The organism is Shewanella dokdonensis, from assembly GCF_018394335.1.
Lineage (GTDB): Bacteria > Pseudomonadota > Gammaproteobacteria > Enterobacterales > Shewanellaceae > Shewanella > Shewanella dokdonensis.
Genome location: NZ_CP074572.1, coordinates 1,034,519 through 1,056,315, shown reverse-complemented (window position 1 = coordinate 1,056,315; position 21,797 = coordinate 1,034,519). Strand labels below are relative to the sequence as shown.

Here is a 21,797-nt window from a genome sequence, read left to right as displayed (position 1 = left end):
GCCTTATTCCGCCAGTTGTAATTTGTATTCTTGTAGCCGTGTTAGCTGTTGCTGGTTATTTTGCTGTAAGCCGTCGTAATGCTGGTTGATTTTACGCTGCTTTTGTAAAAACGCCGGGGCTGAGGCGGCAACATGTTCCCAATAACTCTCTCGTTGCAGTTTTTGTAGCTCTCCGGTGCGCAATATTTCTAGGTAGCTGTGTTCCTGCTGTAACCGATAAATTTCGGTTTCGAGCCAACGCCGCAACTGTGCTTCGGTGAGATCTTTGCGTGCCAGGATCTTGAGCAGCGGATCATTATTGGGCGCCTGAGATGCGGTTTCAGTGGCGAGTCCGTAATGGTATTCGAGTTGATGCTGGGTGTAATCGGGTGGGCAGGGTTGCTGACTGAAAATCACTTGCTCTTGGGTCGTACATTTATAAATGAGCTTACTGTCGGCCGCATTTACTCCGATGCTAGCGCACAACAATAAGCCAAATAAACCCCACCGATAAGTTGCTAGCATTGTCGCGTCAGCCAAATTTACAATGTTAATAAGCATGACGCAATTTGTTGCAATAGGCCAGTTTTTGGCGGTAGCACAGATGGGGTGAAGGGACGCGTTTCCACCAGTTGCAGTCAAGGTGCCGCAACTGGTGGCACTGTGTTAACGATTAAACACCAGATTGTCGATCAGGCGGGCTTTGCCAAGATAGACTGCGGCAAGGAGTACTAATTCCTTGTCTTGTGCTGTTGCTGGCGCCAATGTCTGTGCTTGGCGGAGTTCAAGATAATCTGGGGTTAATCCTGCGGCCTGGAGCGCTGCTTTAGCGCTGTCGATGGCACTATCAACCGGATTGCCAGCCTTGATAGCCTCAGCCAGATCATCTAAGGTCCTTTTCAGCGCTGGCGCTTTGGCGCGCTCTTCTGCGGTGAGATAACCATTACGGCTACTCAGCGCTAGGCCGGAAGATTCCCGCACGGTATCAACGCCCATCACTTCCACTGGCAGTGACAAGTCTTCAACCATAGTGCGGATAATCTGCAACTGCTGGTAGTCTTTGCGGCCAAACAAGGCAATATCGGGTTGGACTATGTTGAACAGTTTACACACAATTGTTGCGGCACCGCGGAAGTGGCCGGGACGGGTTGCGCCACACAGCTGTGCTGAGATCCCAGGCACTTCAACAAACGTTTGCACGGAAAGGCCGCGAGGATAGATGATCTCCGGCGTTGGCAAAAATAGCAATTCGCAGCCAGCTTCTACTAGTTTCTGCTGGTCGGCTTCCAATGTTCTTGGATAGCCGTCGAGATCTTCATTCGGCCCGAACTGCATCGGGTTGACGAAGATTGAGGCAACGACATGATCAGCGCGGCGTTTGCCTTCGGTGATCAAACTGATATGGCCCGCGTGCAGGTTCCCCATGGTGGGCACAAAGGCAACACTTTCACCTTTGTTTTTCCAGGTTTTAATCCGGGCACGGATTTCCTCTATCTTAGCGGTTGTTAACATTTACGTAATGATCCAAAAGGTGTTCAGTTGAATGTATGCTCAGCAGCGGGGAATTGTCCCTGCTGTACTTCCTCAATATAGGCGCTGATTGCCGCGCGGATATCGCCAGTTTGCTTCAGGTAATTTTTGGAGAACTTAGGAATATAGCCGGAAGAAATACCCAGCACATCGTGCATTACCAGAATTTGTCCATCGGTGTCTTTGCCTGCACCAATACCAATCACCGGGATTTGCACGGCTTCGGTCACGGCTTTTGCCAGCGTTGCCGGGATGCATTCCAGCACCAGTAACTGTGCTCCGGCGGCTTCAAAGCCCTTTGCTTCGTCAAGAATGCGCTTAGCGTTATCTTCGTCGCGCCCCTGAATCTTAAAACCGCCAAACACGTGCACGGATTGTGGGGTCAGGCCGATATGCGCACATACCGGAATACCGCGTTCAGTGAGCATTCGCACGGTAGGCATCAACCAGTGGCCGCCTTCGAGTTTTACCATGGCGGCACCCGCTTGCATCACTTTGGCACAATTGGTCAACGCCTGTTCTGGTGTGGCGTAAGCCATAAATGGCAAATCGGCTACCAGCAATGCCCGACTGATGCCACGGCGAACGCAACGGGTGTGGTAACACATATCTTCCAGGGTAACGGGTAAGGTATCGTCTTGCCCTTGCAGCACCATACCCAGAGAATCGCCAACCAGCACAACGTCAATGCCTTGTTCATCAAAGGCTTTGGCAAAGCTGGCATCATAAGCGGTGAGTGAGGCAAATTTTTTGCCTTCCTGTTTGTATTTGAGCAGCGTGGCGATAGTGACTTTGGACATAAGCTTATCTTCCAAACACGTGGGTGAACTGAGTTATATGCCATCCGCCAACATCTGGCAATGGCTTGTGACGTTGGTTCAGGTGGGGGCAATGGTTGCACCGCACGCTGCATGTCAGCGTCGATCAAATCGCTGATTAATGTACCACATGGCAGCTGTAAGCGGGGGAAAGTTCTGCTAAAGGTATCAGCACAAATGCCCGTTGTTGCATACCGTAATGCGGCACTTGCAGGCGGGGTAAATCGATGATCTGTGTGCCATATAGCAGCAGGTCTAAATCCAGTGTGCGCGGCCCCCAACGCACCTCTCGGGTTCGTCCTTGTGCTACCTCTATGGCTTGTAAGGCATCCAGCAGCGCGATAGGTGCTAGGTCAGTGTCAAAACTGGCAACGGCATTAAGATATTCCGGCTGTGGCACATCGCCCATAGGCGCGCTGCGATAGTAGGTTGACACCCGCAAGCTATGCCCGCTGGCCAATTCAGCCAGCGCAGCTGTTGCCTGATCCAACTGTTGTTTGGGCTCGGCTAGATTGGCACCTAATGCCACATAGACCCGTGGCATTTTATTCTGCTGCCTCTGGGCTATTTTCCGCTTTGCGGCGCGGCCGACGGCGACGTTGGCTGGCATTACGATTACGTTGGTTGCCTTTATTGCCTCCGCTTGCCAGTTCACGGCGCTGTTCATCATCAGCATCCACAAACTGTTGCCACCAGGCAGCTAGTTTGGCGAGGTTACCGCCTTCGGCATTGGCGCGCATCAATAGCAAGTCATAGGCGGCGCGGAACTTAGGATGTTCCAGCAGCTTGAAGGCGCGGCCCCCTTAGAACGTTCAAAACGCAGCTGTAATTGCCAGATATCGCGAGCCGGAGTGCTAAAGCGTCGTGGAATACTGATGCTCTGGCACTGTTGTTCCAGCACATCGCCCATGGCGGCATAAAAGGCATCATAGCTTGTTAAACCGCTTTCTGAGGCAATATCCTGAGCCCGCGATTGCAACGGATACCACAACAGCGCGGCAAAGAAATAAGCCGGTGTCACCGGTTTATCTTCGTTGATGCGGGCGTCAGTGTTATGCATCACTTCGGTCAGCATTCGCATTGCGGGCCCTTTCGGATCGTCTCGCAGTTGCGCTTCCACCAAGGGAAATAACGGCTCAAACAACTGATATTCGCGCATTAGTCGCAGGTTTTGCCCGGCTTTTCCAGCAAAAAACAGCTTCAGTATCTCTTCATACATGCGCGCTGCCGGAATATCTTTCAGCAGTCCTGCCAGATTTTTGATGGGAGCGGCGGTATGCGCTTCAATCTGCATCCCCAATTTGCCGGCAAAGCGCACGGCGCGCAGCATCCGCACTGGATCTTCGCGGTAGCGGGTTTCTGGATCGCCAATCAGCCGCAGGGTACGGTTTTTGAGGTCATGCAAACCACCACCATAACTGCGGATACTGTAATCTTCGATGCTGTAATACAAGGCGTTGACGGTGAAATCTCGGCGTTCTGCATCTTGATCGATATCACCGTAAACATTGTCACGCAGCAGTCGACCCGCGGCATTAACCTTGGAGATGGCCTCGTTGCTTTCACCGTGATGACCGCGGAAGGTGGCGACTTCGATAACGTCGCGGCCAAAGACAATATGCGCCAAGCGGAAACGACGCCCTACTAATCGGCAATTACGAAACAGTTTTTTGATGTCTTCCGGGGTGGCATTGGTGACCACGTCAAAATCTTTTGGCTCTAGTCCCAGCAACAGATCGCGTACACCACCACCCACCAGATAGGCCTGATAGCCAGATTTATGCAGGCGGTAGAGCACTTTCAGCGCATTGTCGCTGATCTGCTTGCGAGAGATGCTATGACCATCGCGGGGGATGATCTCTAGGCTTAGTGTGGTGTCTGTATCGGCTTCTTCAGGAAGTTTGGCAGCTGGGCCATCGTCAAACAACTGCTTACAGAACTGTGTGATACGGCGAAAAATAGGGCACCTCTGAAATCTGATCACAAAGTTGGGGAACAAAACTGGCGGCTATCATATACCAATTAGCGGGGGATGAGTATATCGGTTGCCGATGAGGATCTCGGTTTGTCTGGGGATCTGCTGTAGATCGAACTGTGCCACCGCTTGTGCCAGCATGCGGTTGGGCGTGTCATCTGTGACTGGCGCTTGTCCGAGAAAGGCCAATGCCTGTTGTAAGGCTATATGCGGCTGCTTTTTATCCAGCGCCTCGGCATGGTTCTGTTTCGAGAGTTTAAAGCCGGGTTTGAGTGTCGCCAGCGGTAGGTGCATAAATTGTGGCAAGGGCAAATTGAGTTGCCGGTATAAACTGAGCTGGCGGCAACTGGCTTCTAACAGGTCGGCACCACGCACTATTTCGGTCACCCCCTGATAAGCATCATCCAGCACCACCGCCAGTTGATACGCATACAGGCCATCGCTGCGTTGAATCGCAAAATCTTCGCTAGCAAAGTCGGCATCCACCTGAATGTTGCCCAGCAGCAGATCATCAAAGCTGGCTATCTGCTGCCGGTTATATATCCGCACTGCGCCTTCATTGAGTGCTAACCGCCGACAGTGACCATTGTAGAGCCCGTGCATCTGCTCCTGAATGGTTTTGCGGCTGCATTGGCAAAAATAGGCATCGCCCTGCGCCAGTAATTGATCGATACAGGCTTGATAAGCATTGAAGCGCTGGCTCTGGTACAACACCTTATCGTCCCAATGCAATCCGTAGATCTCCAGTGTGCGACGAATATCGTCAGCCGCACCTTCTACTTCTCGTGGCGGATCAATATCTTCAATACGTAGCAACCATTTACCGTGACAGGACTTAGCACGCAGAAAACTACCGAGAGCGGCAATCAGAGAACCAAAATGCAGGGGGCCAGAGGGGAGGGCGCAAAGCGTCCGACGTAGACCGGGCTGGTGGTGATATTCATATCTTGAGCAACGGCAACATCAACGCGGGGTACAATACCCCGCGGTTAGGGCAGGGATTAGCCTGCCATCTGTTTTTCTTTGATTTCAGCGAGTGTCTTGCAGTCGATACACAGATCAGCCGTAGGACGAGCTTCCAGACGGCGGATACCGATCTCAACCCCACAAGATTCGCAAAAGCCGAAATCATCGTCTTCGATCTTCTTCAGCGTCTTCTCAATTTTCTTGATCAGTTTACGCTCACGATCACGGGCTCGCAGCTCGAGACTGAACTCTTCTTCCTGCGCGGCTCTGTCCACTGGATCAGGAAAGTTAGCCGCTTCGTCCTGCATGTGCGTTACGGTACGATCAACTTCGTGACGCAGCTGTTTACGCCAGGCTTCCAGAATGGCTCTGAAGTGAGCCAACTGTTGAGGGTTCATGTATTCCTCACCAGGTTGTTCCTGATAAGGACTCAGACCAGCGATAGCGAGTACACCAAGTGTTTTAGTGCCTTCAGGCATAACGCATCTCCTGTTTCAATTTGCGTCATAGGGCGTTTTTGCGAACGGCCGCTATCTATAGCAGAATCTATTTACCTAGGCAAACATTTCCAAAAATCGGTGATCATATATTTGAATATGTCTGCTAATTTCCTTTAGAGCAAACTTTTACGTTATTTTTCCTGTTTTCCTTCCAGGAAGGGCAAGCGCTTTTCTACCTGAAACACCTCTGGACTCAGGGCTGTGGCATAAACCAGTACTTCAACGCCATGCGCTACTGCCTGTACAAGTAAATCCGCATAATCTGGGTCAATATGCCGCGCTGCGGCCACCTTTTGATGCCTGTATGCTGGACGAGGAACATTAACACTCCCCGTTGACCTTTTTCCACTACTGCCATCAATTCTCGCAGATGTTTTTGTCCGCGAGTGGTGACTGCGTCTGGAAAATAACCACAATCCCCTTCTAGCAGCGTGGTGTTCTTGACTTCCACATAACAGTCAGGCAGCTCACCATCACTCAGAAAGATGTCAATACGACTATTTTCTACACCGTAACGCACTTCTCGGCGCAAGGATTGATAGCCCTGTAGTTCAGCAATCACCCCTTGACGGATACCTTCTTCAACCAGTGCGTTAGCGCGGCCAGTATTAACGCCGATCAACTGTCCTTGCGGATTTTGCATCAGCTCCCAGGTGCCAGGGTATTTACGCTTGGCATTGTCAGACAGCGAATACCACACAGGTTCTCCCGGAAACTGGCAATTCTTCATTGAACCTGTGTTGGGACAATGCAAGGTCGTTTCACTACCATCGGCCAACTGTACATCAGCTAAAAACCGCTTATAGCGTTGCAACAAGACTGCCGATTGCAACGGTGGGTTGAACTTCATATCGCTAACCCCTCTACCACAGCCTAAAGATAGAAACGCCACAGCCTAGCAGGGTTTATGCTTTCTCACAAATACCGCTATCGGGATAACTTTAGCGCCTTGGCACAATGCTATACACTGATAGCCACAGGTATCTGCTGATACCAACTGTTAAAAGGAAAAGTTATGGATCAGGTAATGAAGGTGGTGCTGACCGATCAGGCTGCTGCTGCCGTATGGGGCAAGACTGAGTTGAGTTTTGCTGGAGATAGCGCATTGATCCACCTGCCGGCAGAGATGCCGTTACGGGGTGTGCAGAAAGCCGCCCGTAAACTGCGTAATCAGGGGTGAGTAACGTCAAGCTGGAAGGGCAACTGTGGGACATCAATAGCCAATGGGCCTTTCATCAAGGATTTGTGACTGCCAAAGGCGGTCATGTTATTCATTGGAGTGGCAGCGAACAAGAGCAGCAGGAACTGCAACTACGCGCTGCTTGCAGCCAGTTTGCGCGGCAGCTTATCAACGAAACACCCGAAAATCTGTCGCCAGTGAAACTGGCGCTGGCCGCGGCGGCATGGTTACAGCAGTTAGGCGGTGCCCGTATCAGCTATCGGATCATTGAAGGTGAAGAACTACTGGCACAGCAATGGGCTGGCATTTACGCCGTAGGGCGTGGCAGTGAGCGCGCCCCAGCCATGTTGGAGCTGGACTACAATCCGGCAGGTGCGGATGCACCCGTGGCGGCGGCGTTGGTTGGTAAAGGGATCACTTTTGATTCTGGTGGTTACAGCCTGAAAAGTTCTCAAGGCATGCTGGGGATGAAAGCTGACATGGGCGGTGCCGCGACTGTTGCCGCAGCGTTGGGGCTGGCTATTCAGCGTGGCCTCAATAAACGGGTAAAACTCTTCCTGTGCTGTGCCGAAAACTTAGTGAGTGGTCATGCCTATAAGCTCGGCGACATTATCACCTACAAGAACGGTACTACGGTTGAAGTGGTCAACACCGATGCTGAAGGCCGACTGGTGCTGGCGGATGGTTTGCAAGCGGCCACTGAAGCGAAAGCCGGACTGATCATTGATGCTGCGACACTCACTGGCGCGGCGGTTATGGCGGTTAGCAGCAATTACAACGCTATTTTTTCACCACAGAAAGCCATGTTGCAGTTTGCCGAAGAAAAAGCGCAAAGCGTGGCGGAACATGTCTGGCCATTGCCGTTAGAGCCTTGGCATAAAGAGATGTGTCCTTCGGCCTACGCTGACACCGCCAACAGTCGGCCGGTCAAAGGTGGTGGTGCCGGTGGCGCCTCTAACGCCGCCGCGTTTTTATGGCGTTTTGTCGGTAAAGATATCCCTTGGCTGCATATCGATCTGGCCGCCGCATTTGAAGATGATGCCGGTTCATTATGGGCCGCAGGTGCAACCACACACGGCATGTTAACCATTGCCGAAATGCTTATGGATTAAAGCCTGTACGGCAGCACGGGCCGCCTAGATGGCGGCCTTTTTTATCAACAGAATGAGCATGGGAGAATAGATGCCGATACGTGCCGCTAACGAGCATGATGCTGAAGCGTTATGGGAACTGCGTCATCAGGCGATTGTGGTCGGTTGTCGGGGTCATTATTCACCAGCGGTGCTATCACGCTGGAGCGAAGGCGTGATGCCGCCAGGCTTTGAACAGATGGTATCGGGGGCATTCTACTTACTAGAACAGCATGACGAGATACTGGCATGTGGCATGCTGGATATCCCAAACCGTAAAATCGAGGCGCTGTTTGTCAGGCCTAATACCATGGGAAAAGGCTATGGCCGCTTGATGTTGCAGCATCTGGAGCAACTGGCCGTTACCTGCAATATCCGCCAATTGTCGCTGGAGTCTTCACTGAATGCGGTGCTTTTTTACCAGCGCTGCGGTTGGCAATCATTGGGACATAGTCGTTATCACTCACCCAAAGGGATTATCTTGGATTGTGTGTTGATGGCGAAAACCCTGTAGCGGTATCTATTACGGTAACGGCCAACGTTGCAAAACTCGATATTCTACCCCTGATGTGCTGCTGAGCGAGTGATAAAGATTTAAGGTCGTTGGAGTCAATTGCAGCGCTGTAGGCGGCAGCGATTGGGGCAGATGCTTGGCTTTCCTCAACAAAGTGATGTGTGGCCGGTAACTGTGCTCTTTAGGGGCCAAACCGAGTTGTTCAGATAAATTGGCCGCCGCATTTGCCAGCGTTAGCAGCGGTTCATCTGCCTCACCTGTCAGACATAAAATCTGCGGTTTCGACCACAGTGCTAGTTTATCCAACATGACAGTAAATCGCCGCAGCGGCAATTGTGGCACCTGCTGTAATAATGGTTGCTTGATGGTGGCTGGTGTCTGCCCGAGAAACACCAGCGTCATATGTAGGTTGCTTGCCTTCACCATTCGCGCGCCGATACAAGCGTTTAAGCAGGTTTGCTGTAACACGCCTAACGCTTGCTGTTGTTGCTTTTCAAGGGAAAACCCCAAAAATAAGCGCTGGTTAACGTCGTTCAAACAGGCTCCTTTTATCGTGCTCTGCGGTAGGTGTACCAGGCATTTATGCCACCAACGCTCATAAGTAGAATCGATAATAACGCTAGCGTTAATGTAATGGCGGAATAGCCATGGGATGACATGGCAGCATACACACTGCCAGCAAATGCAGTGCCTAATGCAAAGCAACCTTGTTGGATTGTCACCAGTGCGCTGCTTGCCTCGCCGGCATGCTGTTTGTCGACACTTACCAGCGTAATTCGAAAAGCGCTGGTTAACATAAGGGCATTGCCTAATCCTACCGCGCCAGTGCCACACCATAACTGATAATAGGATAATTCCTGCGGGTTATTTTGAATCAACATGATGGTGATGCTAAAACCTACCACAGTGAACAGCGCGCCGATGAGATAGCTAGTGGTATCTCCCAGCTTATTGCTCAGTGGCTTACTCAGGAGTGAGCCTAGGAAAAACAGCATTCCAAGAGCAATAAAGGTGTTGCCTGATTGACGGGGTGAAAACCCAAAAGCATTTTGCAGACATAAGGCCGTGACAAATAAATAACCAGGATAGGTAAAGGTCACGGTTGCTTCACTGATAAAACCATGCACCACAAGCGGTTTCTTGAATAAAGACGGTGGCAATATGGGAAAGCGGCCAGACTTTTCCTGCGCGCTTTCAAATCGCCATAGCAAGTATGCAGACGGTAACACCCCTATGATAAGCCACCACAAATACGGCCACTCACGCCCTAAAGTCACGGGAACGAGTAACAATGACAAACTGCTTACAAACCAGCAGATACCACCGATATCCATCGGTTGTGCTGTTTCTGCTTGCGTCTCAGGAATTACGCGGCTTCCTACCAGCAGAATGAGAACACACAAAGGGATGTTGATAAAAAGGCCACTCTCCAGCTTAAATCCCACAAATTAGCGGAAACTAACCAGCCGCCCAGAACCTGCCCAATCACCACTGCTAATCCGGCCACGGCGGTATAAATTCCTACGGCACGCCGATGGGGTTCTCCCTCCAGCGTGGCATGAATCGTCGCCAAAATTTGCGGTAACAACAGGGCGGCAAAGACCCCTTGAAACCAGCGCCCCAGCAGCATTGACATGAGCCCCGTGGCTATACCACACACGGCAGATGCGATGCAAAAGCCAGCAACGCCGATGAGAAAAACTTTTTGCGGCCATAGCGATTGCCTAGCCGTGCCCCAGTTGTTATCAGCGCAGCAAAACTCAAACCATACAGCGACACAATTAAGACCAACCCCGCGGCGTTGGTATGTAGACTTTGCCCCATAACTTCTAAGGCAACATTTACAATAGAAAAGTCTATTTGTGGTAATAATTGCCCGATGACCAGCGCCATTAATCCGGTTACGGATAGTGTATTATGTTGCGGTGTCCTGCTCATGAATTGATATCCACTTTTCTTAATCAATGAAAAATGGACATTATGGGAAGGGCTAAAACGTGTGAAAGTAACACGTTAGACACGTATAAATTGTATAGGGCAAACATGGTCGATAATCAGAGATTGATAGGCGAGTTTCTGCGGGCTAAACGAGAACAGATTGCTCCTGCTATGGTTGGTTTACCCCAGCCTAAGCGCTCCAGAACTCGCGGACTACGACGCGAAGATGTGGCTGAACTGAGCGGTATTAGTACCGTTTGGTATAGCAAAATTGAACGAGGGCAAGCCGCGGGGATCTCCTCAAGTGTTGTCTGCCCTGAGTCAGGCTTTACAGCTTAACCCGTCAGAGCATGAATATCTGAGTAATTTATGTTCACTACGCAATCCATGTGCTCACAAAGTTTGCCAACAACTGGTGCCAGAAACAAAGCAACTGATGCGGCAGTTAACGCCGCTACCGGCATTATTGATTAATGCTCGCCTTGATATTATTGCCACCAATGAAGCGTTTGATGTGATGGCCGGGCTGGCGGTGGCGCAACTCCCGCGCAAGAAAGAAATTATCTGTACTTAACGATGAATCACAAGCTGTGGCAACAAATGGTAAGTATTCAGACCGAGGCACAACTTAACCAACAGATTAAGCGGATGGCCGGATTCTTGCGCGACTCCTTGGCTAAATATCCTGCCGATGAGGCGTTAAAGAAAAAGTTGAGTATTTTCGCGCAAGCTCTGCCGTCTTTGAAAGTGCGTGGACTGGCAATAATGTGCTAGCACCGGAAGACCTTTGCTTTACTCATCAGCACGCCCTACTTGGCCCTATCACATTGATAAAAAAGATCTGGTGGAATTTTAGTGGCGACAGCAGTAGCCGTTTAAATCTTTACCATCCACAAACTGAACATGATTTCCAGCGCTTAGCGAAGCTGTTTCAATAACCAATTACTTGGCTGTTACTGTTGTTATGCATCATAAGGAGCTAGGGTGAGTAGAACTATATTTTTCTTCGTGAAAGTATTTGATAAGCAAGAATATGCTGAAGATTTCATAAAAGGAAAATTATTCGCAAATAGGCTTTCTTTTTTTAGAAAATATGAAGAAAACGAATCAGCTAATCGTGGTGATAGACACGAAGGTGTTGTTGGCTGGCATCAACCTGATCAAATACGGCTAGAAATCAATGGCAGAGTTATCACCGATCTTGCTGGTCCAGTAATGACTCAGATGAACTGGCATGATTACCTAAATGTCTTTTGTATTTATGCAGCTCATAGTGGTGAGTTCGACAAGATTTCTGAAGAAACGATAGAAGATTTTAAGGAACAAATCTCAATTCCTGAAGAATGTGAGAAACTTGGCGAGTACGCCGTCATAGTCACCAATGTAACTAAATTTATTGAGCGTGTTAAAGCAGCAGTAAGTTCCAATAATTATGGGCTTAATGCTGGGTTGGTTGAGTATTACGACCCTACTAGCTTCAATGGCTCTTTCTCAGAAGTTGAATCTATTTTTAGAAAGCGAGATGAATACAAGCACCAAAAAGAATATAGATTTTCATTTGATACAGGTGTTGCAGGAACTGACCCTCTGATATTAAACATTGGTGACATTAGTGATATTACGATGCAGTGTAAGGTGTCCGACATTAATGCACAATTGGAAGTAAAACTGCTGAGTGGTAAAAATGTATAACAAACGCAACCACGCGGAACAATTTGGATAATGCTCGTAACTGCCGCTACCTGTTGCGGTTAGCCAGATGCGTTGAAAATCGGTACACTGTCGCCAGTTTTTTATCGGCAGAAAAGTAAATTTGGACGCGTTACCCATCAACAGCCTACTGCCAGAATTGCGGCAAGCGCTGGCATCCGTAAATCGGATTATTCTACAAGCACCAACCGGTGCGGGGAAGTCTACGGCACTACCGTTGGCGCTGCTCGACTGGCCGGAAATTAACGGTCGGATATTGATGCTGGAGCCTCGGCGTGTGGCGGCGCGCAGTATTGCGGCATATCTGGCGCGTTGTCGGCAGCAGCCGCTGGGGCAAACGGTAGGGTATCGGGTTCGCGGTGAAACACATGTTAGCCGTAATACCAAGCTGGAGATCATCACTGAAGGTATTTTGACCAGGATGATCCAGCAAGATCCCACGCTTGACGGTGTGGCCATGGTGATCTTTGATGAGATCCACGAACGCCATCTCACCACTGATTTGGGGCTGGCACTGGCACTGGAAGTGCAAACTTCTGTCAGAGATGATCTTAAAATTCTAGCCATGTCGGCGACTTTGCAAGGCGTGCCATTGGCACAGTTGCTGCCGGATGCTTGCACGTTAACGAGCGAAGGTCGGAGCTTCCCTATCACCATCGGTTACCGGGCGGTATCTGGTCATCAGCAAGAACGCAGTGCTTTGCCAGCATGGCTTAGCCATATGGGCAAAACCATTGTCGCCATGTTCAATGGCACTGATGTGCCTGAACTCAATGACGTGCAGCGTTTGGGGTCGATGCTGGCATTTCTGCCTGGACGCGCCGAGATCCTCAAGTTACAGGAGTATCTCACTGCGCGTTTGCCTGACGATATACAGCTTTATCTGATGTATGGTGATTTACCTGCGGCGTTGCAAGATGCGGCTATTGCGCCGCCAATGGCTGGAAAGCGCAAACTGGTACTGTCGACTAATGTGGCAGAGTCCAGCCTTACCATCGAAGGGATCACTATGGTGGTGGACAGTGGCTATCGGCGTCAGGCGAGTTTTAATCCGCGTACGGGGGTGACCCGGCTGGGACTAAAACGGATCAGTCAGGCATCGGCGCAGCAACGTGCCGGGCGCGCCGGGCGAGTAGCCGCGGGATTCTGTATGCGTTTGTGGTCGCAGGAAGAACAGGGGCGCTTAGCCGCGGCGGATGATCCAGAAATTCTCACCGGTGAGCTGCTCCCTATGGTCTTCGAAGCGGCGAATTGGGGAGTGAAATCCTTAGCGCAATTGCCTTTGTTGACACCGGCGAATGAGGCGAATGAGGCCGTTGCCTGGGAACTGTTGCAGGCATTGGAATTGGTTGATGCCCAGCACAAATTGACCGAGCATGGACGTGCCGCTTACCAATTTGGTGCCACATCGCCACGTTTAGCCCATATGGTGGTGAAGGCGAGTGCTCTGGTGGCCGATAATGCCGATAAACAGTTACTGGGTCTTGCTTGTCTATTGGCGGCCTTATTGGAAGCTCGCAGTCGCGGTTCTGGGTGCGATGTGCTGGATCAATTACCGCAACTGCTGCGAGGGCCTGAAGTCAAACAGGCCAAACAATGGTTGCGTCGTTGTCAGTTAGCCGAAGAGCCTGCCAGTTATCTCAAGGCGGTCAATTATCATGATGTGGCATTGCTGTTGGCACTAGCGTTTCCAGATAGAATTGCTAAGGCGCGTGGCGCCGCCGGGTTCGTTTTGGCTAATGGCACCGGCGTGACTCTGGAACGCGATGCTGCGCTAGCGAGTGCTGATTGGCTGGTCGTTGCCGATTTTCAAGAACAGGAAGGACGTAGCAGCGGCCGGGTTTATCTGGCAACAATGCTGCCCGCCGCACTGCTAGATAATGAATTGGCATTTCTTTGTCAGTGGCAGGACGAAGCGGGATGGGATGACAGTAAAGGCCGCTTTCTGGCGGAGCGGCAACGCCGTTTAGGCAAGCTGATTTTAAAACGCGAACCACTGCCACAATTAGATAATGCACTTAAGTGCAAAGCCTTGCTGGCACTGATCAGGCAGCGTAGCCTCAGCCTGTTAAATATGGATGATCGCGTCAGACAGTTACAGTTCAGGTTGCGGCTTGCACAATCGACAGATCCAACCCAGTTCCCCGAGATGAGTGACACGGCGCTATTAACATCGCTTGAGCAATGGTTAGCACCGTATCTGGACGATGTATCGCAACTCAAACAATTGGCAACTTTGGATATTTATTCGCTGCTACTGAATTGTTTATCTTGGCAGGCGCGGCAGCAATTGGATGAGTGGTTACCCACGCATTGGCCGATGGCAACCGGTACTCGGGCGCCAATCCGCTATGACGAAAGTGGCCGGGCATTATTAAGTGTGCGGCTGCAAGAAGCGTTAGGCATGTCTGACAGTCCGCGGTTACTGCAAGGTAAACTGGTGATCACCATGGAGCTGTTGTCTCCGGCGCACAGACCTTTGGCGCTGACAGCCGATCTTGCCAGTTTCTGGCAAGGGCCGTACACCGAAGTCAAAAAAGAGATGCGCGGTCGTTACCCTAAACACTTATGGCCGGATGATCCCGCCAATACCTTGCCGACCAAATATACCAAGAAAAGAACGGAGGCTAAGCCGTCCTGATGTGGAATTATCATGACAACTGCGAAAAATAATCGAAAAAGTAGTGCTAAAAACGGCAAAGCCGCCACCAAAGCCAAGAACGCGGGTGGATTTTGGCGGCAGTTATGGTCTTTTGCTTGGAAGTTGGCACTGGTTACTGCGGCGGTGCTGGCGGTGTACTGCATCTATTTAGATCAGATTATTGCCCGTAAATTTGAAGGCCAGAAGTGGTATCTGCCCGCGCAGATCTTCAGTCGCTCAATGGCGCTTTATCCCGGCGCGCCGGTGAGCCACTCGCAGTTTATCGATGAACTCAAACTGTTGGGTTACCGCAAGGTGGCTAACCCGCGGCAGATTGGTGAGTTTTCGGCATCTTCTACTCGAGTCGAACTGTGGCGCCGACCGTTTTTACATCCCGAAGGGCAGCAACCCGCACAACAAGTGATGGTGAGCTTTGACAGCAATGGCGTGGCCGCGGTTGATCGTTTGAGCGATCGTCGACAACTCGCGGTGTTCCACCTAGAGCCCGTGCTACTGGATCGTATCGTTACCGGCGATGGTGAAGACCGATTATTTGTGCCGACGAAAGAGATCCCGCAATCTGTGGTGGACGGTTTGCTGCTCACCGAAGATCGCAGTTTTTACGAACATTATGGTATTAATCCGCTGGCGATTGTGCGGGCGGCGATGGTTAATCTCAGTGCCGGTCGCACGGTGCAAGGTGGTTCAACCCTAACGCAACAGCTAGCCAAGAACTTCTTTTTGACCAGTGAACGTTCGCTCATTCGCAAGATCCGTGAAGCGCTGATGGCGGTCATCATTGATGCACGCTACAGCAAACAGGAGATCCTCGAAGCTTATCTGAACGAAGTTTACATGGGGCAGGACCATAACCGGGCAATCCACGGCATGGGGCTGGCTTCGCAGTTTTATTTTGGGCGGCCCATCGGGGAGCTAACCTTGGCGCAGCAAGCGCTGTTAGTGGCGGAGATCAAAGGCCCATCCTATTACAATCCCTGGCGTTATCCGCAGCGGGCTCAGGAGCGGCGTGATCTGGTGCTACGGCTGATGATGGAAGGCAATAAAATCAGCGTAGAACAGTATAAAGTTGCGGCGGCTTCTCCTTTGGGATTGCGTAATGGCGCCCGTCCGGTGCATCAAAAACTGCCAGCATTTTTTGCGCGGGTGAAACAGGAACTGCGTGAGCGTTATGGTGATGCCTTGCTCAAGCAATCTGGGATTAAGGTGTATACCACACTTGATCCATTGGCACAGGAAGCCGCAGAAAAAGCGGTGAGTGCCACTATCAAGTCTCTGGACAGTAAAAATACTGGGTTACAGGCGGGAATGGTGGTCACCGAACGTTATACCTACGGTATTGCGGCCATGGTGGGCGATCGTAATCCTGGATATGACGGTTTCGACCGTGCTGAAGAGATCCGGCGGCCAATTGGTTCATTAGTAAAACCCTTTGTTTATGCCACGGCACTAGCTCAGGGCAATAACTATAATTTGCTGACACCGCTGAAAGATGAACCCATTACCCTGAAAAATGAACAGGGTAAAACCTGGTCACCCAAAAATGATGATCGTCAGTTCAGTGGGCAAGTTTCCTTGCTGACGGCACTGACAAAGTCCATGAATGTGCCAACGGTGAATCTGGGCATGGCTGTCGGCCTGGATGCGGTCGCAACCACCTTGCAGCAAGCGGGGTGGTCTGAGTCGGTGGCGGCTTACCCGTCGATGTTACTGGGAGCGGTCAACGGTTCACCACTGATGGTGGCTCAGGTGTATCAAACGCTGGCAAATAATGGTCATTATCGGCAACTGTATGCGGTCACCGCCGTGCTGGATAAAGATAACCAGCCGTTGCAAGTCAGCCATCTGCCACAGACAGAAGCCATTGATCCGGCGGTAAACTACCTAGTGCAGTACGCCTTGACTCAGGTAGTGCAAACCGGCACTGCGGCCAAACTTGGGGCAGCGTTCCCCGGTGTTAAACTCGCGGGTAAAACTGGTACCAGTAACGATCAACGCGATTCTTGGTTTGCTGGTTTTGATGAACGTAACGTGGCCGCTATCTGGGTTGGTCGGGACGATAATGGTAAAACTGGGTTATATGGCAGCAGTGGTGCCATGGCTATTTATCGTAGTTTCCTTAATTATCGCGCCCCGTTGTCATTAAGGTTACCGCCTGTAAGCGGGGTTGTTCAGGGGTATTTTGATCGAGATACCGGCGCGGCTAAACAGCGTGATTGTAGTGATGTGGTGGCGGCGCCAGCTCTAGTTGATAGCTATCATCCGGCGGCTAATTGTGGTGAGCCACGTCCTTGGTGGCAACGGATGTTTGGTGGGTAAATCAGTATTGTCTGGATATGACAAGGGCCACATCAAGTGGCCCTTGGTATTGCTAGCAATCACTATACTCGGCGACGAGTCAGCGCTGCCAATCCGCACAGTGCGATAAATACCCAGCCGACACTGCCACCTGATTTTTCTCATCTTTTTCAGTTGCCAGATAGTTGATGAGATCGACAAGTTCTTTGATGTTGTGCATTTCAGATAAGTTAATCATGTACTTATCATTAACGACAAAGGTCGGTACGCTATCGATCCGGTAATCGTTCTGCTGTTTCCGCCATAATTTGATGGTGTCATTGACGGCACTGCTGTCGGCCACTTCATCATATTTCGCTGCATCGACTCCGGCTTTGGCAAAAATCGCTTTGATATCATCCCGACTGTTGATAGTCGATTGATGTTGGTGACCGGCTTGGCTGTGGTCATCATCGCCCTGGATAGCGCCAAACATCTGGTTCGCCAGCTGTTTTTCCAGCCCCAGTTGCTCCATAACGGCGAGGGACTTCATCACTTCTGTGCCGAGGGCACTGTTCATAAAGTCGACATGCTTGCTTTCGAATGCCACATCTGGTTTGAGGTTGGTTTTAATGAACGGCAGGTATTTCTGCGACATCTGGTAACAGTGTGGACAATAGAAAGAGAAGAACTCACTTACGTTGGGCGTTGCACTGCCTTTATCGGCAATCTGGGTGTAGTGTTTACCTTCAATGAAATCCGCAGCCTGAGCGGAGAGAGACGCCACGGAAATTACCACTGCGGCCAGAATGGGCTTGAGCAAAATAGACTCCTTAATTCGCTGTTGAATATCGTCAGAACTGCTGGTGTCGAGCTTAGGCTGACACACTTAATTATCGCTTAATTTACTGATGCAGCGTGTAAACTGACCACTAAGATGTGAGACAGCTCATGCTCAACTACCGCGTAACACTTGCCAGGCTTCACAGACTTCGCGAAATCTTGCCGCATCACCATCGGGCCTATCAGGATGCCAACGTAACGCCAGTTTGCGCCATTGGCGGCGGATATCACGTTCGCTGGCAGTGTTGTCGAGTTCCATGACCTGTAATGCTTCCAGGTAGGCCAATCGCTCTGGCACTGCACCAATATATTGCTGATAAGAGTGCCAGAATGACGCCAGCATCTCTTTGACGACATTGGCGCAGGTGTCGTAATTGCGCCAGTCTAGGTAATAATCTCGCAATGACTGATCCTGAAGTTGCAACCTGCGTGGATTTGCTGGCGCAATACGAAACAGCTTGATCTCCATCGATTGCACTTGCAGCCACTGCTGCGGCAAGAGCATTTCCTGCAATTCGTAGAGTGCATTCATCAACAGAAAATTACGTTTGAACAGATCTTTTTCAGGATTGTCATCAAGCTGGCTCATCAATCCCCGTTGTTGTAACTCTGCGGCAAGATGATGCACTTTCCAGCTGTGTATCGAGGCTTTCAGCAGTGTCATCAATGGCCATATCAACGGGTTGTCTTCATGATGGCGGCAAATATCTGAAGCGTCATCGGCAGGTGGGGGATAGCAGGTCTGGCAAGCAGCATAGCGTCATTCTTCCTGAACTGGCGATAAAACCTACTATGCCACAGCTCGCTCACGGAGCAAGCTAAAAGTGCCCAGAAATAGCAGGGAACAGCCGTATGCTGTTCCCTTAAGTCACTTAAATTTCGTTGATAACCTCATGCTGCGGCAAGCGAGACTTAGGCAGTTTGGCATTAAAGTCGCTGGCATCACTGTAGCCTAGCGCCACAATAACGCTGGCGTTAAGTCCTTGCTCACGCAGCCCCAGTACTTTATTAAGGGTGGTCGCGTCAAATCCTTCTATCGGTGTGGCGCCTATCTCTAAGACGCTAGCACCCAGCAGTAAAGTTCCCAGCGCCAGATAGGTTTGCTTTTCCATCCAGTGTTGCAGATCTTTTTGTTCATAACGGTGCATATTGACGAAAAATTTGCGGCCATTTTGCAGTGCTTGTCTGGCAGCTTCATCAGGGATCCTGCCATCCTGTTGTTCCTGGTCAGCCAGATGCTCCAAGTATTCATCGGTGATGTAATTGCGAGTACACAACACCACCACGTGAGAAGCATTCAGGATTTTCGGTGTATTAAAGGCATAGTTGACAGTAGCTTCAGCGACTTTAGCCTTTCCTTCAGCGGTCGCGGCAATAACAAAATGCCATGGCTGGGAGTTGACCGAAGAAGGTGCAAACTGCAACAGGGTTTTTAGCTGATCAATTTTTTCTTGGGGAATTTTTTTGTTGGGATCCAGCGCCTTGCTGGTGTAGCGGCGCTTAACAATAGTTGTTAAATCAGTCATTTCTTGTTCCTGTATTACACTAAACCGCGACCTTGCATTCTACGATGTCGCCATTGTTTTACAATGATAAAAGTGGTCTGGCGGCACGGCTTACCAAGGCGGTTAATTTTTTGCAGATACTTTTGCTGCATTTCACAAAAGAAACTGCATAAAGCAAGGCGGTAACCGCTAAATTGGTATAAAATGCGCGCCCAAAACCGGAAACCGTCTTTTCAATACACCACGGGTGACAGACAACTGTTGTGACGCACAGTTGGGGCGGCTGGGAATTGGCATGTTACATGATGGGGTCGTTGCAATGATCGAAAAACGCTATATCACCGCACAGGAATTACTGGAAGATTCATTCCGCCTGGCAGCTCAGGTTTATAACAGTGGCTTTCGCCCGCAGTTTATTGTGGGGATCTGGCGCGGTGGTGCTCCAATCGGTATTGCGGTACAGGAATATTTTGATTTCAAAAAAGTCGAAACCGATCATATCGCCGTTCGCACCTCTTCATACTATGGCATCGGCAACGATAAGCAGAGTAAAGAGATCAAAGTGCATGGTTTGCACTACATCATGGAAAATGCCAATGCTGATGATGCATTGCTGATTGTCGATGATGTATTTGACTCCGGTCGTAGCGTATATGCCTTGAAAGAAAAACTGTCACAGATGATGCGCCTGAACCTGCCTCGGGAGATCCGTATCGCTTGTCCTTATTACAAACCCAAAAATACTATGGTGCCGATGAAGCCGGATTACTACATCCATTCTTCTGATGAATGGCTAGTGTTTCCGCACGAAGTCTCTGGGCTGACACCAGAAGAGCTGAGCGAAGGTAAAAGCGACCTGCGTAATATTCATGAGTTGTTTATATAACTAAGGCGTGCGGCTGACCAGCAATGGCTGGTGTCGAACGTTGTAAATAAGCAATGTTTGGCTTAAATTATAATTAAAACAGTGTATTAGCTATATTTTATGACGCTGCCATTACGATGGCAGCGAACATAAGATCCCTCTTCGACTCACCCATGTTATGTCGCCTTGTTGCGTGATTCAGGCTTATGTGGGCGTTGTCCTCGTGCCGTTGGATCTATCCTAGATTACCGAGCATTAGCATACTGCAACGTCTAAGCCGGCTGTGTGTCACTCAACTTGCGTGTTGGCAAGCATACGGCCAATCCATTTATTCAAAGATCTGCGCGGTGGCAGACATGCCCATAGACCACGCTGACCGCGCGCAGTGTGGTCGATTGCGCGCCCTAAGTCTTTAGAGCTTTTCCCGTTGGACGTATTCGCGCACAGTTTCTGGCTTGATTGCTGGATAACGACTGTTTGCAATTGCTTTCAGCTTGCCTTTACCGCCGAATGAACCGCGATAGTACATCAGCGGCAACCAAGCGTAGAAGTTGCCTGGTTCAGCTTGTCGCTTACGGGCAATCTCTTGGTCGAGATCGTCCAAGCTGCCCTTGTTTACGATTGTGAGCGATTTTCCTGACGCGTCTTCATAGGCTTTGACCAGTTCATTGAAGCTCAATGTCTCGCCAGCGACTTCCAACACCTTTGGCAATGGCGCTTCGTCAACCGCTGCCTCCGCAGTGAAGCGCGCGGTATCCCAATAGGTGGTGACATCCGTGACTGCATCAGCGTCGCCCCAGAGCAACGCTTGCCCCTTTTGCAAATCGAATGCCCCGAGGAAACCAAAAACAATCCGTTTATCAAGGAATGCGCCATTCAGTATATGAACCACCTCAACCTCTCCGCGTTCACTATCTGCTATCTTGGCAAACTCACGGCGTTCATCGGTGTTGGGGTTGTCACCATCATCGAGGCCAAAAATATTGTAGGAAAAGCTGGACGGGATAAATCTGCGAACTCCGGCCTGGCGGGCAGCGTGTAGCAAACGGGTCTGTGCACCAACGATGATATCGTTGCCACCATTTAAGGCTGAGACCAGGAAAAGGCACCAGACAGTGCTGATGCCAGTTGTTCGCTGCTGCTTTGTTCAAGGTCAATTGCCACAATCTCGGCACCTTTGTCCTTCAAGGCCGCGAGCTTTTCTACACTCTGTGGCCGAGTTAATATGCGTACTTGCACGTTTGGTTTGTTTAGCAGAGCATTGGCAATATCTTCGCCGAGCACTCCGGATGCGCCAGCCACAACTACAATCTTCTCAGTCATTTCGGTTCCTTATGGTTGCCTCAAGTTCATCGTAGCCGACCAAACATCGAAGCGGCTTAACGCTCTGACGTGCCTTGCATGCGGC

The 21,797-nt window shown here is 50.4% G+C and carries 18 protein-coding genes and 6 pseudogenes; 8 read left to right on the top strand and 16 right to left on the bottom strand.

Features of this window, described 5'->3' with window-relative positions; all coding sequences use genetic code 11:
* Nucleotides 1-3: 3 nt before the first annotated feature.
* From KHX94_RS05060 to sfsA, 8 genes and pseudogenes are all read right to left on the bottom strand, one after another.
* Nucleotides 4-540: a DUF4124 domain-containing protein gene (locus tag KHX94_RS05060; RefSeq protein WP_213682614.1), complete on the bottom strand. Its 537-nt coding sequence runs from the start codon at nucleotides 538-540 to the stop codon at nucleotides 4-6.
* Between the two features lie 105 nt (nucleotides 541-645).
* Nucleotides 646-1,491 carry a pantoate--beta-alanine ligase gene (gene panC / locus KHX94_RS05055; RefSeq protein WP_213682613.1) on the bottom strand — a complete coding sequence of 282 codons (846 nt, stop codon included), beginning with the start codon at nucleotides 1,489-1,491 and terminating at the stop codon, nucleotides 646-648.
* Between the two features lie 23 nt (nucleotides 1,492-1,514).
* On the bottom strand, nucleotides 1,515-2,309 hold the full coding sequence (gene panB, locus KHX94_RS05050; RefSeq protein ID WP_213682612.1) for a 3-methyl-2-oxobutanoate hydroxymethyltransferase: 795 nt from the start codon (nucleotides 2,307-2,309) through the stop codon (nucleotides 1,515-1,517).
* An 89-nt stretch (nucleotides 2,310-2,398) separates the two neighbouring features.
* Nucleotides 2,399-2,871 (bottom strand): annotated as a pseudogene (folK, locus tag KHX94_RS05045) (2-amino-4-hydroxy-6-hydroxymethyldihydropteridine diphosphokinase); the annotation flags it as partial.
* A gap of 1 nt (nucleotide 2,872) precedes the next feature.
* Nucleotides 2,873-4,182: pseudogene (pcnB, locus tag KHX94_RS05040) on the bottom strand (polynucleotide adenylyltransferase PcnB).
* A gap of 156 nt (nucleotides 4,183-4,338) precedes the next feature.
* A pseudogene (gluQRS, locus tag KHX94_RS05035) lies at nucleotides 4,339-5,246 on the bottom strand (tRNA glutamyl-Q(34) synthetase GluQRS).
* Between the two features lie 57 nt (nucleotides 5,247-5,303).
* Nucleotides 5,304-5,747 carry an RNA polymerase-binding protein DksA gene (gene dksA / locus KHX94_RS05030; RefSeq protein ID WP_133039812.1) on the bottom strand — a complete coding sequence of 148 codons (444 nt, stop codon included), beginning with the start codon at nucleotides 5,745-5,747 and terminating at the stop codon, nucleotides 5,304-5,306.
* Nucleotides 5,748-5,899: 152 nt separating this feature from the next.
* A pseudogene (gene sfsA / locus KHX94_RS05025) lies at nucleotides 5,900-6,618 on the bottom strand (DNA/RNA nuclease SfsA).
* Between the two features lie 165 nt (nucleotides 6,619-6,783).
* Between sfsA and pepB the strand changes: the two are divergent.
* Nucleotides 6,784-8,060, top strand: a pseudogene (pepB, locus tag KHX94_RS05020) (aminopeptidase PepB).
* Between the two features lie 70 nt (nucleotides 8,061-8,130).
* The gene (locus tag KHX94_RS05015) at nucleotides 8,131-8,592 is read left to right on the top strand and encodes a GNAT family N-acetyltransferase (RefSeq protein WP_213682611.1); all 462 of its coding nucleotides are present in this window, start codon (nucleotides 8,131-8,133) and stop codon (nucleotides 8,590-8,592) included.
* A gap of 9 nt (nucleotides 8,593-8,601) precedes the next feature.
* On the opposite strand, the gene thpR is transcribed toward KHX94_RS05015, so the two are convergent.
* The 3 genes and pseudogenes from thpR to KHX94_RS21395 form a co-directional block, all read right to left on the bottom strand.
* Nucleotides 8,602-9,129, bottom strand: a complete 528-nt coding sequence (gene thpR / locus KHX94_RS05010; protein ID WP_213682610.1) for an RNA 2',3'-cyclic phosphodiesterase — start codon at nucleotides 9,127-9,129, stop codon at nucleotides 8,602-8,604.
* An 11-nt stretch (nucleotides 9,130-9,140) separates the two neighbouring features.
* Entirely contained in the window at nucleotides 9,141-9,995 is an 855-nt protein-coding gene (locus KHX94_RS05005) for an MFS transporter (RefSeq protein WP_213682609.1), read from the bottom strand.
* Nucleotides 9,971-10,416, bottom strand: a pseudogene (locus KHX94_RS21395) (MFS transporter). Before KHX94_RS21395 ends, KHX94_RS05005 begins: the two are co-directional and overlap by 25 nt.
* A 147-nt stretch (nucleotides 10,417-10,563) precedes the next feature.
* On the opposite strand from KHX94_RS21395, the gene KHX94_RS21720 reads away from it, so the two are divergent.
* The 5 genes from KHX94_RS21720 to mrcB all read left to right on the top strand — a co-directional run bounded on the left by KHX94_RS21720 (nucleotide 10,564) and on the right by mrcB (nucleotide 17,218).
* The gene (locus KHX94_RS21720) at nucleotides 10,564-10,869 is read left to right on the top strand and encodes a helix-turn-helix domain-containing protein (RefSeq protein WP_425314040.1); all 306 of its coding nucleotides are present in this window, start codon (nucleotides 10,564-10,566) and stop codon (nucleotides 10,867-10,869) included.
* Nucleotides 10,835-11,104: an MmyB family transcriptional regulator gene (locus KHX94_RS04990; protein WP_213682607.1), complete on the top strand. Its 270-nt coding sequence runs from the start codon at nucleotides 10,835-10,837 to the stop codon at nucleotides 11,102-11,104. The genes KHX94_RS21720 and KHX94_RS04990 overlap by 35 nt, the downstream gene beginning before the upstream one ends.
* Nucleotides 11,105-11,514: 410 nt before the next feature.
* On the top strand, nucleotides 11,515-12,222 hold the full coding sequence (locus KHX94_RS04985; RefSeq protein WP_213682606.1) for a hypothetical protein: 708 nt from the start codon (nucleotides 11,515-11,517) through the stop codon (nucleotides 12,220-12,222).
* Nucleotides 12,223-12,343: 121 nt separating this feature from the next.
* Nucleotides 12,344-14,881: an ATP-dependent helicase HrpB gene (gene hrpB / locus KHX94_RS04980; RefSeq protein WP_213682605.1), complete on the top strand. Its 2,538-nt coding sequence runs from the start codon at nucleotides 12,344-12,346 to the stop codon at nucleotides 14,879-14,881.
* A gap of 12 nt (nucleotides 14,882-14,893) precedes the next feature.
* The gene (gene mrcB, locus KHX94_RS04975) at nucleotides 14,894-17,218 is read left to right on the top strand and encodes a penicillin-binding protein 1B (protein WP_213682604.1); all 2,325 of its coding nucleotides are present in this window, start codon (nucleotides 14,894-14,896) and stop codon (nucleotides 17,216-17,218) included.
* Between the two features lie 79 nt (nucleotides 17,219-17,297).
* On the opposite strand, the gene KHX94_RS04970 is transcribed toward mrcB, so the two are convergent.
* The 3 genes from KHX94_RS04970 to nfsB all read right to left on the bottom strand — a co-directional run bounded on the left by KHX94_RS04970 (nucleotide 17,298) and on the right by nfsB (nucleotide 19,545).
* Nucleotides 17,298-18,065, bottom strand: coding sequence for a thiol:disulfide interchange protein DsbA/DsbL (locus KHX94_RS04970; RefSeq protein WP_425314039.1), 768 nt, complete (start codon nucleotides 18,063-18,065; stop codon nucleotides 17,298-17,300).
* A gap of 66 nt (nucleotides 18,066-18,131) precedes the next feature.
* Nucleotides 18,132-18,698: a DNA-J related domain-containing protein gene (locus KHX94_RS04965; RefSeq protein WP_244859332.1), complete on the bottom strand. Its 567-nt coding sequence runs from the start codon at nucleotides 18,696-18,698 to the stop codon at nucleotides 18,132-18,134.
* Nucleotides 18,699-18,891: 193 nt separating this feature from the next.
* Nucleotides 18,892-19,545 carry an oxygen-insensitive NAD(P)H nitroreductase gene (nfsB, locus tag KHX94_RS04960; protein WP_213682603.1) on the bottom strand — a complete coding sequence of 218 codons (654 nt, stop codon included), beginning with the start codon at nucleotides 19,543-19,545 and terminating at the stop codon, nucleotides 18,892-18,894.
* A gap of 298 nt (nucleotides 19,546-19,843) precedes the next feature.
* Between nfsB and KHX94_RS04955 the strand changes: the two genes are divergently transcribed.
* Nucleotides 19,844-20,410, top strand: coding sequence for a phosphoribosyltransferase (locus KHX94_RS04955; protein WP_213683328.1), 567 nt, complete (start codon nucleotides 19,844-19,846; stop codon nucleotides 20,408-20,410).
* 391 nt (nucleotides 20,411-20,801) lie between these two features.
* Here KHX94_RS04955 and KHX94_RS04950 read toward each other — a convergent pair whose 3' ends face one another.
* Together KHX94_RS04950 and KHX94_RS04945 are read right to left on the bottom strand one after the other, a co-directional pair.
* Nucleotides 20,802-21,434: a Rossmann-fold NAD(P)-binding domain-containing protein gene (locus KHX94_RS04950; protein ID WP_213682602.1), complete on the bottom strand. Its 633-nt coding sequence runs from the start codon at nucleotides 21,432-21,434 to the stop codon at nucleotides 20,802-20,804.
* A gap of 38 nt (nucleotides 21,435-21,472) precedes the next feature.
* Complete coding sequence (locus tag KHX94_RS04945) at nucleotides 21,473-21,712, bottom strand: NmrA family NAD(P)-binding protein (RefSeq protein ID WP_213682601.1); 240 nt, start codon at nucleotides 21,710-21,712, stop codon at nucleotides 21,473-21,475.
* Between the last annotated feature and the right edge of the window lie 85 nt (nucleotides 21,713-21,797).

What these genes read in the sequence shown, in the direction of transcription:
- KHX94_RS05060 (WP_213682614.1), bottom strand. Translation starts at nt 540, where the DNA reads ATGCTTATTAACATTGTAAATTTGGCTGACGCGACAATGCTAGCAACT.
- panC (WP_213682613.1), bottom strand. Translation starts at nt 1,491, where the DNA reads ATGTTAACAACCGCTAAGATAGAGGAAATCCGTGCCCGGATTAAAACC.
- panB (WP_213682612.1), bottom strand. Translation starts at nt 2,309, where the DNA reads ATGTCCAAAGTCACTATCGCCACGCTGCTCAAATACAAACAGGAAGGC.
- dksA (WP_133039812.1), bottom strand. Translation starts at nt 5,747, where the DNA reads ATGCCTGAAGGCACTAAAACACTTGGTGTACTCGCTATCGCTGGTCTG.
- KHX94_RS05015 (WP_213682611.1), top strand. Translation starts at nt 8,131, where the DNA reads ATGCCGATACGTGCCGCTAACGAGCATGATGCTGAAGCGTTATGGGAA.
- KHX94_RS21720 (WP_425314040.1), top strand. Translation starts at nt 10,564, where the DNA reads ATGGACATTATGGGAAGGGCTAAAACGTGTGAAAGTAACACGTTAGAC.
- mrcB (WP_213682604.1), top strand. Translation starts at nt 14,894, where the DNA reads ATGACAACTGCGAAAAATAATCGAAAAAGTAGTGCTAAAAACGGCAAA.
- nfsB (WP_213682603.1), bottom strand. Translation starts at nt 19,545, where the DNA reads ATGACTGATTTAACAACTATTGTTAAGCGCCGCTACACCAGCAAGGCG.
- KHX94_RS04955 (WP_213683328.1), top strand. Translation starts at nt 19,844, where the DNA reads ATGATCGAAAAACGCTATATCACCGCACAGGAATTACTGGAAGATTCA.
- KHX94_RS04945 (WP_213682601.1), bottom strand. Translation starts at nt 21,712, where the DNA reads ATGACTGAGAAGATTGTAGTTGTGGCTGGCGCATCCGGAGTGCTCGGC.